General features: G+C 43.6%; 13 protein-coding genes and 1 other RNA gene. 6 read left to right on the forward strand and 8 right to left on the reverse strand.

Annotation, left to right across the window (positions count from 1 at the left end):
• Positions 1-117: 117 nt before the first annotated feature.
• The gene (locus QSH61_RS11835; RefSeq protein ID WP_206471031.1) at positions 118-1,308 is read left to right on the forward strand and encodes a serine hydrolase domain-containing protein; all 1,191 of its coding nucleotides are present in this window, start codon (positions 118-120) and stop codon (positions 1,306-1,308) included.
• A gap of 577 nt (positions 1,309-1,885) precedes the next feature.
• On the opposite strand, the gene ffs is transcribed toward QSH61_RS11835, so the two are convergent.
• Together ffs and QSH61_RS11845 are read right to left on the reverse strand one after the other, a co-directional pair.
• An RNA gene (gene ffs, locus QSH61_RS11840) (signal recognition particle sRNA small type) lies at positions 1,886-1,982 on the reverse strand.
• A gap of 146 nt (positions 1,983-2,128) precedes the next feature.
• On the reverse strand, positions 2,129-3,007 hold the full coding sequence (locus QSH61_RS11845) for a DUF3014 domain-containing protein (RefSeq protein WP_010371393.1): 879 nt from the start codon (positions 3,005-3,007) through the stop codon (positions 2,129-2,131).
• 554 nt (positions 3,008-3,561) lie between these two features.
• On the opposite strand from QSH61_RS11845, the gene QSH61_RS11850 reads away from it, so the two are divergent.
• Genes QSH61_RS11850 through QSH61_RS11860 form a run of 3 tightly spaced genes read left to right on the forward strand, consistent with a single transcriptional unit; the run spans position 3,562 to position 6,498 of the window.
• Entirely contained in the window at positions 3,562-4,701 is a 1,140-nt protein-coding gene (locus QSH61_RS11850) for a patatin-like phospholipase family protein (RefSeq protein ID WP_010606791.1), read from the forward strand.
• A gap of 30 nt (positions 4,702-4,731) precedes the next feature.
• A complete protein-coding gene (locus tag QSH61_RS11855) occupies positions 4,732-5,910 on the forward strand; it encodes a beta-propeller fold lactonase family protein (protein ID WP_206471032.1) in 1,179 nt (392 codons plus the stop codon).
• Between the two features lie 6 nt (positions 5,911-5,916).
• Complete coding sequence (locus QSH61_RS11860) at positions 5,917-6,498, forward strand: GNAT family N-acetyltransferase (protein ID WP_206471033.1); 582 nt, start codon at positions 5,917-5,919, stop codon at positions 6,496-6,498.
• Between the two features lie 253 nt (positions 6,499-6,751).
• Here QSH61_RS11860 and QSH61_RS11865 read toward each other — a convergent pair whose 3' ends face one another.
• A complete protein-coding gene (locus QSH61_RS11865; protein ID WP_206471034.1) occupies positions 6,752-7,963 on the reverse strand; it encodes an alpha/beta hydrolase in 1,212 nt (403 codons plus the stop codon).
• Between the two features lie 115 nt (positions 7,964-8,078).
• Here QSH61_RS11865 and QSH61_RS11870 point away from each other — a divergent pair, with 115 nt between their 5' ends.
• Positions 8,079-10,169, forward strand: coding sequence for a winged helix-turn-helix domain-containing protein (locus tag QSH61_RS11870; protein WP_206471035.1), 2,091 nt, complete (start codon positions 8,079-8,081; stop codon positions 10,167-10,169).
• 87 nt (positions 10,170-10,256) lie between these two features.
• On the opposite strand, the gene QSH61_RS11875 is transcribed toward QSH61_RS11870, so the two are convergent.
• Positions 10,257-12,227, reverse strand: a complete 1,971-nt coding sequence (locus tag QSH61_RS11875; protein ID WP_174170041.1) for a monovalent cation:proton antiporter family protein — start codon at positions 12,225-12,227, stop codon at positions 10,257-10,259.
• Positions 12,228-12,380: 153 nt separating this feature from the next.
• Between QSH61_RS11875 and QSH61_RS11880 the strand changes: the two genes are divergently transcribed.
• A complete protein-coding gene (locus QSH61_RS11880; protein ID WP_102057103.1) occupies positions 12,381-13,277 on the forward strand; it encodes a GGDEF domain-containing protein in 897 nt (298 codons plus the stop codon).
• A 34-nt stretch (positions 13,278-13,311) separates the two neighbouring features.
• Here QSH61_RS11880 and QSH61_RS11885 read toward each other — a convergent pair whose 3' ends face one another.
• From QSH61_RS11885 to dnaE, 4 genes are all read right to left on the reverse strand, one after another.
• Complete coding sequence (locus tag QSH61_RS11885) at positions 13,312-13,659, reverse strand: hypothetical protein (protein WP_206471036.1); 348 nt, start codon at positions 13,657-13,659, stop codon at positions 13,312-13,314.
• Positions 13,652-14,959, reverse strand: coding sequence for a tRNA lysidine(34) synthetase TilS (tilS, locus tag QSH61_RS11890; protein ID WP_206471037.1), 1,308 nt, complete (start codon positions 14,957-14,959; stop codon positions 13,652-13,654). The genes QSH61_RS11885 and tilS overlap by 8 nt, the downstream gene beginning before the upstream one ends.
• 85 nt (positions 14,960-15,044) lie before the next feature.
• Entirely contained in the window at positions 15,045-16,001 is a 957-nt protein-coding gene (accA, locus tag QSH61_RS11895) for an acetyl-CoA carboxylase carboxyl transferase subunit alpha (RefSeq protein WP_010606782.1), read from the reverse strand.
• Positions 16,002-16,017: 16 nt separating this feature from the next.
• A complete protein-coding gene (gene dnaE / locus QSH61_RS11900) occupies positions 16,018-19,509 on the reverse strand; it encodes a DNA polymerase III subunit alpha (protein ID WP_102057105.1) in 3,492 nt (1,163 codons plus the stop codon).

The raw sequence follows: 19,509 nt of genomic DNA on the forward strand, positions 1-19,509 counted from the left end.
GGCAGTAAGGCCACACAAATTAGCTAACTATACATTTTTAAACAAATTAATTTTGAGTAATTCAATAATATTTGAGTCTACAGTGGAGCATTAACAACCAACATAAAGGATTTTGCTTTGCTTATAACAAACTTACAATCATCATTTAAATTCGCTCATTTAGCGTTATTAACCTTACTATTAAGCGCATGTGGTTCGGATATAACTCAAACTTCGCCCTTAATTGATGAAACTGAGCTCCCTAAAGAAGTAGGTATTGCACAAGATGGTGCATTAAAACAGCATTTAGAAAGTATTCGACAGGCATATAATGTACCTGCAATTACGGCTATGACAGTAAAAGATGGCTTAGTGTACGAAATTGCCAGCACAGGCTATCGTGATATACAAAGCCTTGAGCCTGTAAGCGATAATGATCGTTGGGCGATCGGCTCTGTCGCAAAATCTATGACCGCTTTGCTCGCCGCTCGTTTAGTTGAACAAGGCCTCATTACTTTTGACACTACCGTCATAGATATATTTCCTGAACTTAAAGGCCAAATTCGACCAGAACATGAGACAATTACTTTACAGAATCTGTTGAGCATGACATCCGGATTAAAAAAGGACATAGATGTAAAAAATCAGCAGTGGTACGACAATACCAAGCCTTTAACCGAATTAAGATATGAGCTAACAAAAGAGGTGCTTAATACCGCTGCAGTGAAAACCCGAAGTGAGTTTTGGTATAGTAATGTTGGTTACGTGATAGCAGGACATATGTTAGAGCGAGTCAGCAATCAGACTTGGGAGTGGCTTATTGGCGAAGAAGTCTTTGGGCAATTAGGCATCACTAATTATGGTTTTGGTGAACCGAGCTTTGAGAGCGCAAAGCAGCCTAAAGGGCATATTTACGAAAATGGTCACTGGCATGGGGTAACTGAAGAAAAAAAGCTTGCTCCAAAAGTATATGGTCCTGCCGGTACGGTGAATATAAGTTTACCTGACCTTGCTGTTTATTTTTCTTCGGTATTAGAGGGAATGCAGGGAGGTGACAATATTGTGAGTAAAGAGAGTTACAAAATGTTGCTCTCGCCTTATAGTAAAATTCAAGACAGCCATTCTGAGTATGCGATGGGCTGGTTTGTCAAGTCAGATAAAACGGCTTTTGGTCATGACGGCTTTACGGGCGCATTTTCGGTCAGTAGCCTGCTTTATCCTAGTCAAAATAGCGCTTATTTTGCGGCAGTGAATGGCGATACAGATAACGCACCCAAAGCACTCTCGCAAGCGTTAGAAGTACTGATGAAAAGAAACTCTATAGAATAGTCAATTTGATAGCGTAGGCAAATGAAGCATCGACGTTATATTCTATTAGGGCCTGAAACCCATCGCGCTTGGTATTCGACGCTGATGCCACACCTTAAGGCAGAGGGTCAATCTTGTAGTAATTATTAGGGTCAGATCTTGCTTATTGCCTTCATGTTCTTTTCTAAACGAACAACTGCCGTGAATAAGGTTAGGTATGCGCGAGTTTCGACCACAGATCCGTCTTTAGGTTTACAAGTAGCCAAACTTGAGGAAGCGGATTGCGACAAAGTATTTATTATTATGACTTACTTTGTTGATTTGTAGGTCGAATAAAGCGTGCAACGCCGCCATCCGACAAACCTTTTGCACAGCAGTTACACTTTTTTCATAACTCAGTTGGAAAGCGCCTACGACTTTTCCAACCTACGAGAACACGCTAATAAAGTGTTGTTGATCTAACGAACGAAGAATAAGTGTTTTATTTGATTTAGTTTTTAAATTTAGAAAGATAGGAATTAGTATGTTTTAGTATAGTTTTAAGTACTATCAATAAGACTTACACTTCAAACAACACACTTGGAGGTTTGGGTGGCAGTCTTACCAGCCACATCCCGGCACACAAGTCATACGCTGTGGCTGCTTCGTTCCCGACCTGACCAGATTCACGTACTATTGTTGCGAGAGGACCAATAAGACTACCATTGAGGGCCTTGTTTGGCGCGGGATGAATTATCTCGAAGATTGCAGGGGGATGCAAGGGAAAAGTCAAAAAGCTTGGCTAACTGGGTGATGTTTAAACAGTTTGCCAAGCTTTTGTGGATTTTATGAGGCTGTGTGCTTATTTGTTCAACGCAATTTTGATTTCTTCTAGGCGCTTTTTCACTTTTTTCATGTTTTCAGGGCCCATTCTTAAAAACTGTTTTTGCGCCGGAGAAAGTTGCTCCCATTCTGCATATGCATATTTATAGGTAACTGAGTCTTTTACCAAAGGCAGTGCGGTGTCTGGAATGGGTGTTGCCAACAACTCGTCGATTGCATCAGTTAACGTGCCGTTGAATGCATCTCCTTCGTAGCCTATTTCTTCGTATGCTTCTTCAAACAATGGTTTGTATTGGTCGTATAGTCTAACCACTTGCGCGGTGCTCATGGTGTCGAACATGGCGACATAAGGTGTGTAACGCTCGTAGCTGTTAGGATCAGTAATAATAATGTCGTCATCAATTACGCTAAAGCCATCTTGCGGCTTCACCACTGGTGCGTGGTTTTCTGCCACTTTACCCTTTGCTAGGTTATCTACATAAACCACCGTGCGGCGGATCACGTCGTCATCTGCCAGCAATTTTACCGCTTGATTAGAGAGATAATTTGATACTGCTTCTTTAATTTCGGTATCACTTTGAGAAAGCGGCGGTAGTGTTACTTCAGGTTCAACCGGTTCTACTTGCTCTGGCTCGATTTGCTCTCGTTGCGGTGGCAAGGTTACTTCAGGTTCAACCACTTGCTCAGGTGGTGTTTCTCTTGCGGTATTGACCAATGGCGTTTCTGTTTGTTCAGGCACAACAATATCTTGTTTGACCTTTTGGTTTTCCGTCGATGGAGTGTCTTTTTGTGCTAGCACAAACACAGCCACAATAATCAACGCTAGTACAACTACCGCGGCAAATAACAACTGGCTGTTAGAAGGTCTTTTATTACCTTCTTGATGGTTCTCTGACATGGGGACTCCCTCTTCGTCATTGTTGATACGCGTTAATGTAAAACTATCACCAAATACTTGACTAATAACTTAATGCGCGCTGAAACCCTAAAAAAATGCGTTGTGGTGCAAACTCTGGCTACACCTTGTTCAAACATTTGATCTTAATAAAAATACTTGAGCACCGAACTTAAGTTCAGTACATTGAAGTTAAGCTAAATTGCCACTTTATTAAATACAAAATCGCGCCAATTAGCGACTAAATTAAATCGCTAGTTTGTTAAAATTTGTTTGTGCCACCATAGCGCTTTAGTACTTAAATTTCAAAATAATAGCCTAATATATTGCGCGGGTATGTGCACTCAGACAACTTGGGTTTTAGCTAGGTTCAACTAGAATAAATAAAACAACCTATAAGCGGCTTAAGGGCAAAGTGGCACTTTACTACTAAAAATAACGCATTTACTGGAGTTATCAACTCTTTGCCCCTAAAGCATTACAACATCAACAAAGATAAATAACGCATAAAAAGACCAAATTTAAATTAAGCAAATTTAACAGCAGGATGGCCTCTTTTGAGAAAGCATAGAACGAGTGATAAAAAAATTGCCTTACTACTGACTGGAGGTGGCGCAAGGGCCGCTTATCAAGTTGGGGTATTAAAGGCGCTTGCGCAAAGTATGCCTCGTACTTCTCCCCTCCCTTTTGAGATCATTACTGGTACCTCTGCCGGCGCAATTAACTCGGCGGGGATTGCCTGTTACGCATCTTGTTTTCACCTTGCGGTGAAAAAAGTGGAATATATTTGGAAGAACTTTAGCACCGACATGGTGTACAAAAGCTCGTTTACTGGTGCATACGGCCATTTATTTGCCAATATGATGCGCAGCTTTCAAGCGCAATACCTTAATCAGCCACCAGCCAGCTTGTTAAATAACTCGCCGCTTCGAAAGCTGCTGGCCAATGTACTTGATTTAAATCGCATCGATCACAATCTACACCGCCATTATCTTGATGCCATCGCGATTACGGTTTCGAGCTATTCTACTGGTAAATCTGTGGCGTTTTATCAGGCGAACAATGCTGAACCTTGGCAGCGCTCAAAGCGCGAAGGTGTTCCGGGCACGATTTCGCTCGACTTACTCATGGCAAGTTCGGCTATACCTATGGTGTTTCCAAGCGTGCGCGTTAAGCATCATTACTATGGTGATGGCTCTATCCACCAGCTTTCCCCGCTTAGCCCTGCCATTCATTTAGGTGCGGATAAAATCTTTGTGATTGGTGTTGAGCAGCCTAAACTGCCACAGCCGCTCGGCTATGAGCCGCATTTTCCGGGAATGTCAGTGGTCGCCGGTCACCTGCTAGACAGTGTGTTTAGCGATACCTTAAATTCAGACATCGAACGGCTCGACCGCGTCAACCGTACGGTAAGCTTGCTACCGGCCAGAGAAAAGCACAAAGAGCTTAGACGAGTAGATCATATGCTCATCAAGCCAACGGTTAATTTTAATGAAGTCGCAGATCATTATTACGAAGATATGCCGTTGGCAATCAAGCTGTTGCTCAGAACCATGGGGGTTAAAAAGCATTCTCCGTCGAGTTTAACGAGTTACTTGCTGTTTGAGCGTACTTATACACAAAAACTCATTGAGCTTGGATTTGAAGACGGCATGAGCCGCTTGGACGAAATGAGAGAGTTTTTGGAACTCAAGTAAGATATACAATAATAAAAATAGGTAGTAAAGATGTATAAACCTACTATAAGTGCACTTATGCTTATCGCACTTGGGTCAATTTCATTTTGCGCACACAGCCAAACGTTCGACGTTGTTCAAACCATCCAAAATAACACCGCAGGGTTTAGCGGCTTAGATAATCCAAGGCAGCTGCGTTTTAATCACCAAGGTACACAGGCCGTTGCAGTAAGTGGCGACGATAACGCAGTGGTTACATTTACGCTTAATGAAAATAAGCAGCTAGTCCAAGATCAACTCTTTCAATCGAGCGACGCGCAACCGCTTTTACTTACTGGCGCATCCGATGCGGTATTCGTAAATAGCAATCTCATTCTTAACACTAGCTTTTACGATGGTGCATTAAATGTGTTTGCAAAAGATAAAACGGGTAAGTTTAACCTTGTGCAAACCTTTTCTGACGAAGTGTCTTACAAAGTGGTATTTGATCCAACCAAAAATGCCTCAGCTCATGACACCCTTGGCTTGTTTGCACCTTGGAAAATTAGTTTAAGTGGCGACAAGCGCTATGCATTTATCCCAAGTTATAAAAGCAATACCATCACTGCTTTTAGGATCACGCCTACAAACAGCGTGACATGGCTCGGCCCTATTGATAGCGCTGAGCAAACTGATATGGGTGGGCCTGTGGATGTGCTAGTAAGTAAAGAGGCTAACGCGCTTATCGTTGCAGGTTATGAAGGCGATGTCATTACGCTGTGGCAACAGACAAAAGGTACTTATACTGTTAAACAGCGCATCGTTAAAGACGACACTAACTTGCTCGCACTCAGTAAACCACAAGCCTTAGTTGCAAGCTCAGATTTCACTGTTTTTTATGTTGCAGCGGCGGGCAGTAACAGCATTTTAGCCTTTGAACGTCAACAAAATGGTCAATATCATTTACTCCAGACCATTGATGCAAACCAAGTTGGCAAGCCACTTAACGGTGTCTCCACCTTGTTACTTGCTGCTGATGGCAAAAGGTTGTTCGCAGCCTCAGAGAGTAGCTCTGGTATTGCAGAGTTTAGCGTTACCGCAACGGGCAAGCTCACACATATCGCAACTTTTGATGATTTGACCAATCCTTTAGCCAATATATCGGCCTTGGCTTTTGTAACTGACCCAAATCACTTAGCTGTATCTCTTGCAAAACAAGATACCGTCAAAATACTCAAAATAAGGAAGTAGTACCGCATGTGGCCAGCTAATAAACCACTGATAGGACAGCATGTCACCCTTGAACCATTATCAACAACCCATATTAATGCCCTGCAACAAGCAGTAAAAGATGGTGAAGCTTGGAAGCTTTGGTATGCCAATGTACCCACTCCAGACGATATGGAACGCTATATTAACACTGCGATAAGCCAAGGATCTGAAGGCAACCTTGCGTATGCGGTAAGGCTAAATAGCAGCAACGAAATTGTGGGAACCACCCGCTATTACAATGCAGATATAGCCAATCGCCGTGCCATGCTTGGCTATACTTGGTACAGCGATAAAGTACGTCGAACAGCGGTTAACACGGAGTGTAAGCTTTTGCTGTTACAGCAACTTTTTGAAGATTTTGACGCCATTGCCGTTGAATTTAGAACCCACTTTTTTAATCATGCCTCTCGCAATGCGATTGAGCGGCTTGGCGCCAAACTCGATGGTATCTTGCGCAGCCACCAGATCGGTAGAAACAGCGAGCTAAGAGACACTGTTGTGTATTCGATTATCGCCTCAGAATGGCCCACCGTTAAGCAGCATTTATTGAGCAAGCTTGACAGGTAGTAAAAGCATAAAAGATCGCAGGGTGAACCTGCTCCTACTCCGTGTTGTAGGAGACACTTTACGCGGCGATCTGTAACAACAAAAACAGAACAGAGCACAACCTCGCAGGGTAAACCTGCTCCTACTTTGTGTTGTAGGAGACGCTTTACGCAGCGAGCAGTAACAACAAAAACAGAACAGCGCACAAGATCGCAGGGTGAATCTGCTCCAACTTTGTGTTGTAGGAGACGCTTTACGCGGCGATCTGTATAGCTTACTGCACGATTTTGCTTTTTGCTTGGGCTATCATGCTTTCAAAATAATCATATACTGACGGGTCGTCGACTTGCTGTGCTTTCGCAAGTTGCAAGGCGTGATTAAAGCTTTTCAGCGCCTTGTTATACGCTTTATTCTCTAAATATCCATGGCCTAGGCTTGCATGCGCATAAGACGAGTCGGGATAACGCGTGACAAATGCATTTAAAGTCGCAAGTGCAGCGTCTACACGTTTATGGCTGATTTGCGCGTCAGCAAGTGCTCTGTATATAGACTCTGGCACTAACACATCAAACTCATAGCGCTTAGAGAGCTTTAGATAATAATCTTCAATATCAGAGATATGCGCATATTTTCCTGCTTCTTCATTAAGCTCAAAATAAAAATCATCAAAAAGTTTTGTTAGTCCTTCATAGAGACTTGGGTAGAACGTAGTTTGATGCGTTTCCAATTCTTTGAGGCTAAATTGCCAATTTACTTCTTTTGATCGAAGTGCTTTCAGGTTTGACGCAACTCGCATACCGTTGGTGTAAAAGTCGCCACCTTCCCCTGCGATACTAATATACAGATTGCGACGTAAATCATGTGCTGAGTTGCTAAGTGCTTTAAACTGCTGATCGAGCTCTTCCTCACCCCACCAACCTGGCGGGCTAATAAGCAGATAATTAGTAAATGTCTCTGGCTTATTTAGAAAGGTGTGTAGTCCGTAGATCCCACCATTGGAATACCCTACTAACGTACGATTAGGTTTGAGTAAATATTGTGACTCAATGAAAGGAAATAACTCTTGAGTTAAGAAGGCTGTAAACTCGGTTGTCTTGCCAAATTGAGGAAACTTCTCTTTAATCCAGCGCTGTCTATCACTTTGAGCCTCACCGTTAATTGGCGGTAAGTAGTCTCTTGTTCTCACCGTGGTTTTCAACCCAACAACGATGGTAGCTGGTATTTTTCCAGTGCTAACCAAAGACTCCACAATGCCCACTGTTTGGGTAAAAAAGAATTCTGCATCGAGTAAGTACAACACTTGATATTGTTTCTTAGGGTCATAATCATTTGGCGTATAAACCATGACCTCCCTATTCTCACTTAATATCTTAGATGCAAAAGTTATTTTAGATCCAATCGTGATGGCTTGTTGTTCTAATGTTTGCCCATACACCTTGCCCAATGCTGCAAGTAGCATTAACAATAGCAAAATAATAAAACGCATGACTTTCCTTTTTAGTTTATTTTTATCAGTGTGTTACATTAGAAAAAAACAGGGCGATAAAACAGCAAAGTTTGCTGATTTTTCGCTGATAATTCGCTGAAAAAAGAATTTTAAAATGGAATTAAAGCAGTTTTTGATTGCAGAGCACCTTGTGGATGTAAACCGCAATCATATTGTTATCGACCAACAGACTTATGCGCTCCCCCCTAAAGCAATAGCGGTGCTTTGTGAATTGGCAAAACAACCCAGAGAAGTAGTGAGCTTTGAGCAACTACTTAACACCGTTTGGCACGACAGAGTTGTTTCTCCCAATACATTGCAGCGCTGCATTTTCCAAATTCGCCAAGTATTCAAATATGCTGATAGTGAGTTAGAGTTTATAAAAACGCACAGTAAAAAAGGCTATAGTTTAGAGGCATCCGTTACGTCGACAAGCGATAAGCCGAGCGCGCATAAAGCGACTCAAAAATCTCGCCCACGCGCTGCAAAATTTGGGGTGGCGGCACTAGTGGTAGTTATCACGGCTTACCTCTTTACTATTATAATTGCACCCGAAACCGCCCCCAGAGTACCTATTCAACCTACTTTTACTCCAATGACCACAAGTGACGCATGGGATGCAAATGCCAGCTACTCACCCAATGGACAATGGATTGTTTTTCAGCGCTTTAGCGATAATTGCCATAGTCAGCTTTGGGTCAAAAATCTAGCCTCGCACAAAACCTCTCGTTTAACCGCTCGCCAGGGCGTGTACGGAAAACCAAGTTGGTCACAGGACGCAAAGCAACTAACTTTTACCGAACGGAGTCATTGCAAGGCTCAAGAGACGTCTCCCTTTTGCTGGTCTTTAAACACACTAAATGTCGATACTGCAATCAACTCACCACAAAATCCACATGCCGTTATTGCTTGCCAAGAAAAGCCCATATGGCGTCCAAATTGGATGAAAAATGGCGAGATCAGTTACTTATCTCATTTACGTCCCAAACAAGCAGTGCCCTACCTTTTTGATTTAAAGACAAAAAAAAGCCGCACTACCGAGTATATGCCAAACTTTGAAAACTACACTCTTGACTATCTTGCAGATAAAAATGTTTTCGCAATGGTAAGCATTGATGAGCACAACTCTCATCACCTGAATATTTACAATCCCGATAAGACACCAACGATCACGGCAAAGATATTACTACCGCACGAATTGTCACCATTACAGCCAATTGAAGTCAGTTATCATCCAAGCGGCGAGTATTTGCTCGCATCGACGACTAATGGACTTTATAAACTGCAAACCAACGGGAGAATGGTTGCACTTGATACTGGGGGTAGAAAAAATCTAAGGGAGGCTTCTTTTTCAGCTGATGGAAAACAGATTTTAGCGACACAGATAAATGCCGATACCGATATTTTTACATTAAGTCTTGCTCAAATACGAAATCACCAAACCACTGCGGCAGCAAAGATAGCCAGAACAACAATGAAGGAAGACAACCCTCAGTTTCAACCTTATGGTGATCATATTGCTTTTACGTCTACACGTACTGGTTCAAGGCAATTATGGCTTTATAATGACCAAGGTGTTGCACAGCTTACCGATTCACAGCAAGACAATATCAGCAAACGAATTGTGTGGTCTCCTGCGGGTAATGAGATAGCGGGCACAACACAACAAGGACTCACTATTTGGTCTTTAAATGGTGAGAAAACCCTCATTGCTAATTCGCTTGCCATTGATTCTGTCCTGCAGTGGCTAACGCCGAAAACGTTGTTGGTCACAGCAAGGGAGAATGGAAACGCGGGGCTTTACATTCTTAATAAAGATACCAAAGAGGCCTCACTCATTGTTTCTGAAAATGTAGTTTGGGCCACGCAAGTAGATAGTGAGCATTTTCTGTATCAAGATATGAATCAGCGTTTTTGGCTTGTTAACACAAACACAGATCCTATACCGACTGAGATCAATGCGTTACGCGCTCAGTTAGCGCAGCCATTTGCCGTTTATAAAGATGGTATATTGTACGGCGTAAACAACGACAACCAGCTATGGTCTTATCATCTCAGTACAGGGATATATCAACGCCTTGCAGAGGTACCCAGTAACAGCCGTTACTTGGCAGATTTTAACGGTGAAACCTTTTTGTTTACTCAAATGCATTTGTTACAAAAGCATATCGTGTCATTTAATACACCTGATGATCAAGGCACATAGATAGAGCAAGAACGCAGGCCTACTCCGTGTTGTAGGAGACGCTTTACGCGGCGATCTGTTAAAAAAGCATAAATTTAAGAAACGTTATTACGGTAGGCCATCGAGTAAAAACTGCTCCGCACGTTCAACGCGGCGGGGTTTCCCCTTTAACAGCAAAACATCATTAACGCGTAAAACGGTTTGCTCATCTGGTTGAGCAATTTCTTCGCCGTCACGCCTTAACGCAGTAATATCAACGCGCTTAACGTTGAGCTCAAGCTCAGCAATCGATTTATTAACGGCAAATGCATGGTCAGGCAAAGCAATGGCATGCAGATATTCTAACCGCTCACCTGTGACTTCATGCAGATCACTGCTGTCTCCAGCAAAAAAACCATGTAAATACGGATAACGATTTTCTCGCTCTTTACTGACGCGACGAAAAATTCTGCGCATTGGCACACCAGACATGTACAACACATGAGAAACCAGCATCAAACTTGCTTCTAAAGTTTCTGGCACAACTTCTGCGACGCCCATGGCTTTTAATTGCTCCATGTAGCTGTCATCTTTCATGCGTACCAAGATCTTCACTTCGTGGGTACGCCGACGAATGGCGTCAACAACCACCTGCGTCTGTTCAAAGTCATCAAAGGTAATGATAACCAAGCGCGCTTTATCAATATTTGCTGACTTTAACAGCGTTTTTTGTGCCGCATGACCAAATAACACGGGCTCACCCGCAATTTGTGCGTCTTGTACAATTTGCGGGTTGCGCTCTACCGCAATATATGGAATAGCCTCTGGACGTAAAAATCGTGCGATAGTTTGACCAACACGCGCGTAGCCAAAAATCACAACATGATTTTTTAAATCAGCCGCGTTATAACCACTTGGCGCTTCGGGTTGCCAGTCTTTTTCTATTCCCAAGATATTGAGAATATGCGCGGTTTTACTAATAAGATAAGGCGTTAACGCCATAGACAACACGCCAAGCGTGATAAAGAAGGACACTTCATTCTTGTCTAATAATTGATGTTTACTGGCAAGAGCAACCAATACAAAGCCAAATTCCCCCATTTGCCAGATCAAAATACCAGCGCCCCAAGCGTCTTTTTTACGCTCTCCCATTAACTGCGCAACGCCAACGATGATCAACACTTTGATCACAAGCACAGCGCCAAGTGCTGCAACAATATAAATAAATTGGTCGAGCACATAAGGAATATCTAGTTGCATACCCACTGTGACAAAAAAGAGTCCCATTAGAATATCTCGAAACGGTCTAATTTCTGCCTCAAGCTGATGCCGATATTGGCTTTCCCCTAACATCATGCCCGCTAAAAATGCGCCGAGCGCCATTGAAAGTCCGAAGGCATAAGTGAGCGAACCCGCGCACAGGGCAACAACTAAAGTAGATAAAACAAAGAGCTCATCCGTTCTTACTAATGCGATTTCGTTAAATATTTTAGGTAGTAACCACTTACCTACTGCCCATAAAACCAGACACACAACCGCACCCTTAGCAAATGCAAAAAGTAGCGCTGACGCCAGCTCTGAATTACTCGCAGAGGAAATAAGCGGAAACGCGATGAGCAGCGGCACAACGGCAATATCTTGGAATAACAACATACCAATACCGAGCTGACCATGACGTGTGTTGAGCATCCCCAGCTCCTTTAACAGCTTAACCACAACCGCCGTAGAAGAAAGTGCAATGAGGCTTGCAATCACAAATGCACCCACCCACTCATATTGCATAAAACGCAACACAAACATACCAATGATCGTGGTAACGATGACCTGCAAACTCCCTAAACCGAATACTACGTTTCGCATTGCCATTAATTTTGGCACGGAAAATTCAAGCCCTAAACTGAACAGTAAAAACACGATCCCAAGCTCGGCCATAAAGTGGATTTCTTGGCTGTCACTCATCCATCCAATGCCGTGACTGCCTGCAATGACTCCAGTGAGCAAATAAGCCAGAATAGGCGGCAAGCCAATCCGCTTAAAGGACCAGACTAAAATCACTGCACATAACAGCAAGGCAAAAACCTGCGCGAAGATACTTTGCAATCTGCCTCCTGAGCGAAAAAATTGACGGGGAATAAAGGTGGATTTCTTTTTCTTTCTCTTAAATATAGCAAGCGTTTGTTTTTAAGCCAGTTTAAATTTTTGGCACAAAGTTCGCATATTAATCATGTATTGTTGTATTTAAGGGGAAGAAATATGGAAAATGTCCATATTTTGACACAGAGATTGCCGACCAGAGGCGATTACTTGCCGTTCAATTCTGAACAGTATAGTACGCAAGGCGGTGAACACTACGCGCGATTAGTCGACAAACTTCAGACAACACTCAACATTGAAGAGCTGTTGACTATTTACGCGGAGCATGTGGCAAGAATTTCAAAAATTTCGGGGCTCCAGTTCCATTGTAGCCTTGGTGTCTTTCAGATGAAGGACAGCGATAGCCAATTTCCGGCTAGTACGTTTGATCTTGAGCTAGAAAAAGAGCACTTAGGACAGCTGGTGTATTTCAGTGAGTTTCCATTTAGTGAAGCGATCAAGGCAAAATTGTCAAAATTACACGCCTGTTTAATTTACCCAATGCGTAATGCCTTGATGTACAACCGTGTATTGCAATTAGCAACTAAGGACTCTCTAACAGGACTTTATAATCGCAGTCAATTTACTGACAATTTAGAAGAGAAACTCGAGCGTTGCCGTCGTCAACATCGTAATTTTAGCCTAATGCTTTTAGATTTAGACAACTTTAAGCAGGTGAATGATGTTCATGGTCATAAAGCCGGTGACGAAGTGCTGGTTGAGTTTTCACGTATTTTGCAAACCTCAACGCGCGCAACTGATTCGGTATTTAGATTCGGTGGTGATGAGTTCGCCATTTTAATTGACGATCCTGCGTTTACCACCAACAAGGTAATTGCAGAAAGAATTATGGAAGCCGTAAGAAAGTCGAGCATGTTGGCTAAATATACGGTGACCACGAGCATTGGCTTTACGCTGGCATCGAGCCATGATACTGCCGACAACATATTTGCTCGTTCGGATAGCGGCTTATACCGCGCCAAAGCAGCCGGACGAAACTGCGCTCGCGCAGTATAAAAAAACCACTTCCCCTTTTGCTCAGTGTTATGCGTTAACGCTGAGCACCTTTTCCTAAGTATAGGTAGGCCATCAGGGCTAACGCCGCGCCGTTAAAAAATCCATTTATTACCCATGCAAGCGCAAGGAAATCGGGTAACACTGAAAACATCACCGCAAGCATTGGCGCAAGTAAGCCAAGAATAAAATACATTCCACCCTTACCATGCCAATACAGAAGTAAAAACACGATACTGATAATGCCTGACGCGGAAGCAAATATTTGATTTAGCCACACCACTTCACTCGACATAAAAAGTACGATAAACACCACCGCAGTGAACACCACCGCATAAGGTGCCTTTTGCGCTAACTGTTGGCCAATCTTTTTACTTTCAGTCATCTTTTACTACCCAAATAATGCCATTGTCTTCTGCGTGATCGGCACTCACAAACAGTCCGTTCACCGCAACCGGTGTATCATTGTAATAAACAACCGCAATAGAATCACGCTCCCAGCTTGGAATGTGTAAATCTTTTAGCCAATGTTTCAAGGTATTAGAGCCAGGTTTGCTCTGTGGTTTGATTTTATCTTTAAGTCTGCCGTAGCGAATGCTAACGATTTCGTCCGTGAAAGGTTTGCGGATCCCCTTGCCAGTTTGTAAAGCAACAGGTGTACTTTGTCCGCTGAGTTCGTTGAGGTTGACGGTCTCAATGTCATGCTTTTGGCTAGTTTCCGTTACCCAATAAAGTGCGTCACGATAGCGCCTCACTGCGCCTTGCTTAAAACGAATTTCAAGTTGACTGTCTTGGCGCGATAAAAACGCCTGTTGTACGATTTCATCTAGCTGTTTGTGACTCGGCATCTCTATGCCCTGCTTTGATAGCCACAGTCTGATAACATTATCTCTTCTTGCACAAGAGAGCCGTTGTAAAGCCGTGATATTTAGCGCCATCCGACAACGACACTTTTGCAAGTCTTCTTCACTCACCTCATCAATTATGGCTTGTTGGCGCTGTAAAATATCAATACTGCGCAGTGTGTTACCTACAAAACCATTGAATCGAGAGGTAAGTAGCGGGATAACCTGATTGCGTAAAAAGTTACGGTCAAACACATCGTCAGCGTTGGACTCATCAGTAATATGCTCAAGGCCAAACTGCTGTGCAAATGCTTCAATGTCACTGCGACTAACGGCAAGTAACGGACGAATACAATAGCGCCCAGATGGCAGCTGAGTAGTCGCTCTCATCGCTCCAAGCCCGAGTAATCCCGAGCCGCGCTTTAATCTCAGTAAGAAAGTTTCTACTTGGTCATCGGCATGTTGCCCAAGTACGATTGCAAAACCGGCTTTGGCCGCGTCATCTAAAGCTTGATAGCGAGCTTCGCGTGCTTGCGCTTCAAGGCTAGTACGGGTTTTCCGAGTAATAGCAACCTGTTTTGCAACAAAGGGAACATTGAGTGTTTCACAAAGCGATTTACAAAACTGCTGCCACTGCGTAGCGTGCTGTGACAAGCCATGATTAACATAAACCGCTTGGAGTATAACGTTATGCTTGTTTGCATATTCTCGACAAAGATGGAGCAACACAACCGAATCCACACCACCAGATAAAGCAATACACAACCCTTTGGCGTCAAGGCTGGAACTCAATACCTTTAAACTTGACTCTACTTGTTGGTAAACCCGACTATTAATCATGTTTTCTACAATCAATAAAAAAAGCCGCTCAATAGCGGCTTTTTAACTTAAATTAGCATTGATATCAATACGAGCAGAACCCGTATTAACAATAACCAAATGACATCAGACGCTTATAACGCTGATCTAACATCTCTTCGGTGCTTAGCGCTTCAAGATCAGCCAAGTCACGTTTAAGCTGCACTTTCAGGTTTTTCGCCATCGCATCGTAATTGCGGTGTGCGCCACCTAGCGGCTCTTCGATGATGTTATTGATAAGGTCTAACTCTTTTACGCGAGAAGCTGATACACCCATTGCTTCTGCTGCAAGTGAAGCTTTGTCTGCACTCTTCCAAAGAATAGAAGCACAACCTTCAGGTGAAATTACCGAATACGTGCTGTATTGCAGCATGTTTACTCTGTCACCTACCCCAATAGCCAATGCGCCACCAGAGCCGCCTTCACCGATCACAGTACAAATGGTTGGCACTTTGAGCGCTGCCATCACCTTAAGGTTACGTGCAATCGCTTCACTTTGACCGCGCTCTTCAGCACCTACACCCGGGTAAGCTCCCGGAGTGTCGATAAAGGTAATGATTGGCATCTTAAAGCGTTCAGCCATTTCCATTAAGCGTAATGCTTTACGGTAACCTTCTGGCTTTGGCATACCAAAATTACGTTTGATTTTTTCAGCCGTATCACGACCTTTTTGCTGACCGATAATCATTACTGGCTTGTCGTCAAGACGTGCAACACCACCAAGAATAGCCGGATCGTTAGCAAAAGTACGGTCGCCTGCGAACTCGTCAAACTCGGTAAAAATGCGTTCAATATAATCGCGAGTATATGGACGAAGCGGATGACGCGCTAATTGAGACACTTGCCAAGTACCTAAACCATCGAAAATTTTCTTGGTTAGTTCAACATTTTTGTCTTTTAAGCGGCTTATCTCTTCTTCAAGGCTAAGATCTAAATCGCCAGAGCGGCTTACGTTTTGTAATTCTTTGATTTTTGCTTCCAATTCAGCGATTGGAAGTTCAAATTCAAGATAATTGAGGCTCATGCTCTAAACTACCTGTTTAGTTAAATTCTAATTCTAATTCCTGCGCCGCCAACAGTGATAAACGAGTTAAAAGCTCATCACTTGGCGTCACACACCATTGTGTTCCTAATGTTAACTCTGCTAATGCATCAGGACGCTGATATTTAATTTTTACCGGACACGTTCCAAATTTGTATGGTTCTAGCACTTTTTTGAAATTATCAAAGAAGTTCGCGTCAATTTGAGCCATATTTAGCGTCATTTTTATTGCACTAATACGCTTTTCTCGCGCCTGAGCAATGGTAGAGATTTCTCTTGCGGTCATTGTAATGCCACCAGAGAAGTTATCAAAGCTGACCTGTCCAGATATTACCAAGATTTGGTTAATTTGCAGCATTTCTTGGTACATTTCAAACTGTTCAGGAAATAAGCGTACATCAATTCGGGCACTTTTGTCATCTAAAGTGATAAGCCCCCAACGCGCTCCTTTTTTGTTTATCAAGGTACGAGCATTGATAACCAGTCCCGCCGCGGTTGCTACCGTATCACGATTACCGGGTTGTAAGTCAACTAACTTGCCAGAGGTATAATATTTTAATTCTTTACGATATTGGTTAATTGGGTGGCCTGTTAGATAAAGACCTAAGGTTTCTTTTTCCCCATTTAACCATTCTTTATCGCTAAGCGGCGTGGCTTTGATAAAGGCTTGCTCAACCTCCTCAGGCTCAACTGCTAGCAAACCAAATAAGTCGCTCTGTCCAAGTGATTCGGCTTTGTGATGCTGCTCTGCCGACTTCATGGCATCTTTTAAGCTTGCCAGTAAAGTCGCGCGCCCAGGCTGATCTCTGTCAGGGCCAAGCTTATCAAGCGCTCCTGCGTAAATGAGCTTTTCAATCACGCGTTTATTTAGACGCTTTAAATCAACTCGCGCACAGAAGTCGAATAAATCTTTAAATTCTCCCCCTTGGGCTCGCGCTTCAAGGATCGCTTCAACGGGGCCTTCACCCACCCCTTTTATCGCACCTAAACCATAGACGATCTCACCTTGAAGATTTACAGCAAATTTGTAGACACCGGCATTCACGTCTGGTGGTAGCAGCGTCAACTTCATATTTTCGCATTCATCTACCAAGGTTACGATTTTGTCGGTGTTATCCATATCCGCTGACATTACTGCCGCCATAAACTCGGCAGGGAAATGGGTCTTCATCCATAGCGTTTGGTACGACACTAACGCGTAGGCTGCGGAGTGTGATTTGTTAAAGCCGTAACCCGCGAACTTTTCTACCAAGTCGAAGATTTTCATGGCAAGTTCGCCTTCGACGCCATTATCTTTGGCACCATCTTCGAACGTTGCACGTTGCTTCGCCATTTCTTCAGGCTTTTTCTTACCCATCGCACGACGAAGCAAGTCAGCGCCACCTAGACTATAACCGGCAAGCACCTGCGCTATCTGCATTACCTGTTCTTGATATAGGATGATCCCGTAGGTTGGCTCCAGTATGGGTTGTAGACTTTCATGCTGGTATTGTGCGTCTGGATACGATACTTCTTCACGACCATGCTTACGGTCGATAAAGTTATCTACCATGCCTGATTGCAAAGGACCCGGACGGAATAGCGCAACCAGTGCGATCATGTCTTCGAAACAGTCTGGCTTCAAGCGACGGATCAAGTCTTTCATACCACGAGATTCCAACTGAAATACCGCAGTTGTTTGTGCGTCTAGTAACACTTTAAAACTTGCAGGGTCATCCAATGGGATCGCAGCGATATCAATCGGCTCACGACTTTCTCTACCAAGGCGTTCGTTCGCCATGTCGAGCGCCCATTGCAAAATGGTTAGCGTTCTTAGACCGAGGAAGTCAAACTTAACCAGACCTGCAGTTTCTACGTCATTCTTATCAAACTGGGTAACTGGGAATTTACCTTCTTCATCGCAATACAGCGCTGCAAAGTCGGTAATGGTGGTAGGCGAGATAACAACACCACCGGCGTGTTTACCTGCGTTACGCGTACAGCCTTCAAGAATACGACATTTATCAATCAGTTCACGAACTTCTTCATCGCTATCGTAAGCTTCAGGCAGGCGAGGTTCAACATCAAACGCTTTGGCAAGTGTCATCCCAGGGTCGCCAGGTACAAGCTTAGAGATCCTATCTACGAAGCCATAAGGGTGACCAAGCACACGACCAACGTCTCGAATTACCGCTTTTGCCGCCATCGTACCAAAGGTGATGATCTGAGATACGGCGTCTCGACCGTACAGTTTAGCAACGTGATCAATTACCTCGTCTCGTCTATCCATACAGAAGTCGACGTCAAAGTCTGGCATCGAAACCCGCTCGGGGTTAAGGAATCGTTCGAATAGAAGATCGAATTCAAGTGGGTCAAGATCTGTGATCTTAAGCGCATATGCCACCAAAGAGCCGGCACCGGAACCACGACCAGGACCTACAGGGATGCCGTTATCCTTACTCCACTGAATGAACTCCATTACGATTAAGAAGTAACCTGGGAATCCCATTTGGTTGATAACATCGAGTTCAACCTGCAGACGGTCGTCATATTCACCACGCTTTTCTTTGCGATCATTTTCATCAGGAAATAAGAACTGCAACCGTTCTTCTAGGCCATCTCGCGACACTTTTACCAAGAAATCTTCAATCGCCAGATCGCCCGTTGGATAATCTGGTAGGAAGTAGGTGCCAAGCTGTACCGTCACGTTACAGCGTTTGGCGATTTCTACGGTGTTTTCTAAAGCTTCTGGAATGTCACTAAAGAGCGCTTGCATTTGCTCAGAAGTCTTTAAATATTGCTCTTTAGAAAAGCGTTTTGGTCGATTTTTGTCTTCTAATGTATAGCCGTCGTGAATAGCAACACGAATTTCGTGGGCATCAAAGTCTTTTTCGTGTAAAAACACCACTTCATTCGTCGCAACGACGGGTATATTACGCGCAGCCGCGACCTCCACAGCACCATGGAGATATTCTTCTTCTTGTGCACGTGCTGTGCGTTGCAGCTCAATATAAAAATGGTCGCTAAAATGTTGCTCGTAAAACGCCAGCGTTTCTTCAATTAGCTTAGGATTGCCTTTTAAGATGGCTTTACCTAAATCGCCATCTTTCGCGCCGGAGATAAGGATCAGCCCTTCTTTGTATTTGGCGAGCCATTCTTTATCAATAACAGGACGATGGAATACATGACCACGAAGATAGGCATCGGAGATCAACAAGGTGAGGTTTTTATACCCTTGATTGTTCTTGGCGAGAACGAGAATTCGGCTTGGTTCATCAGGAAACTGATCTGACTTCAGCCAAAAATCCGCACCAATTATTGGCTTAATCCCTGCCCCGTGTGCGCCACCATAAAAACGCACCAAACCACATAAGTTCATTTGATCGGTGATGGCAAGCGCAGGCATTGCAAGCTCTTCGGCCCTAGCCACAATTGGTTTGGTCTTTGCTAGACCATCCACCATTGAGAAGTCACTGTGTACACGCAAATGGACAAATTGCGGGGCTGGCAT

The organism is Pseudoalteromonas sp. JC3 (assembly GCF_030291895.1).
GTDB lineage: Bacteria > Pseudomonadota > Gammaproteobacteria > Enterobacterales > Alteromonadaceae > Pseudoalteromonas.

Coding starts and splice junctions, on each gene's coding strand:
- QSH61_RS11845 (WP_010371393.1), bottom strand. CDS start 3,007: ATGTCAGAGAACCATCAAGAAGGTAATAAAAGACCTTCTAACAGCCAG.
- QSH61_RS11855 (WP_206471032.1), top strand. CDS start 4,732: ATGTATAAACCTACTATAAGTGCACTTATGCTTATCGCACTTGGGTCA.
- QSH61_RS11860 (WP_206471033.1), top strand. CDS start 5,917: ATGTGGCCAGCTAATAAACCACTGATAGGACAGCATGTCACCCTTGAA.
- QSH61_RS11865 (WP_206471034.1), bottom strand. CDS start 7,963: ATGCGTTTTATTATTTTGCTATTGTTAATGCTACTTGCAGCATTGGGC.
- QSH61_RS11870 (WP_206471035.1), top strand. CDS start 8,079: ATGGAATTAAAGCAGTTTTTGATTGCAGAGCACCTTGTGGATGTAAAC.
- QSH61_RS11880 (WP_102057103.1), top strand. CDS start 12,381: ATGGAAAATGTCCATATTTTGACACAGAGATTGCCGACCAGAGGCGAT.
- QSH61_RS11885 (WP_206471036.1), bottom strand. CDS start 13,659: ATGACTGAAAGTAAAAAGATTGGCCAACAGTTAGCGCAAAAGGCACCT.
- tilS (WP_206471037.1), bottom strand. CDS start 14,959: ATGATTAATAGTCGGGTTTACCAACAAGTAGAGTCAAGTTTAAAGGTA.
- accA (WP_010606782.1), bottom strand. CDS start 16,001: ATGAGCCTCAATTATCTTGAATTTGAACTTCCAATCGCTGAATTGGAA.
- dnaE (WP_102057105.1), bottom strand. CDS start 19,509: ATGCCAGCCCCGCAATTTGTCCATTTGCGTGTACACAGTGACTTCTCA.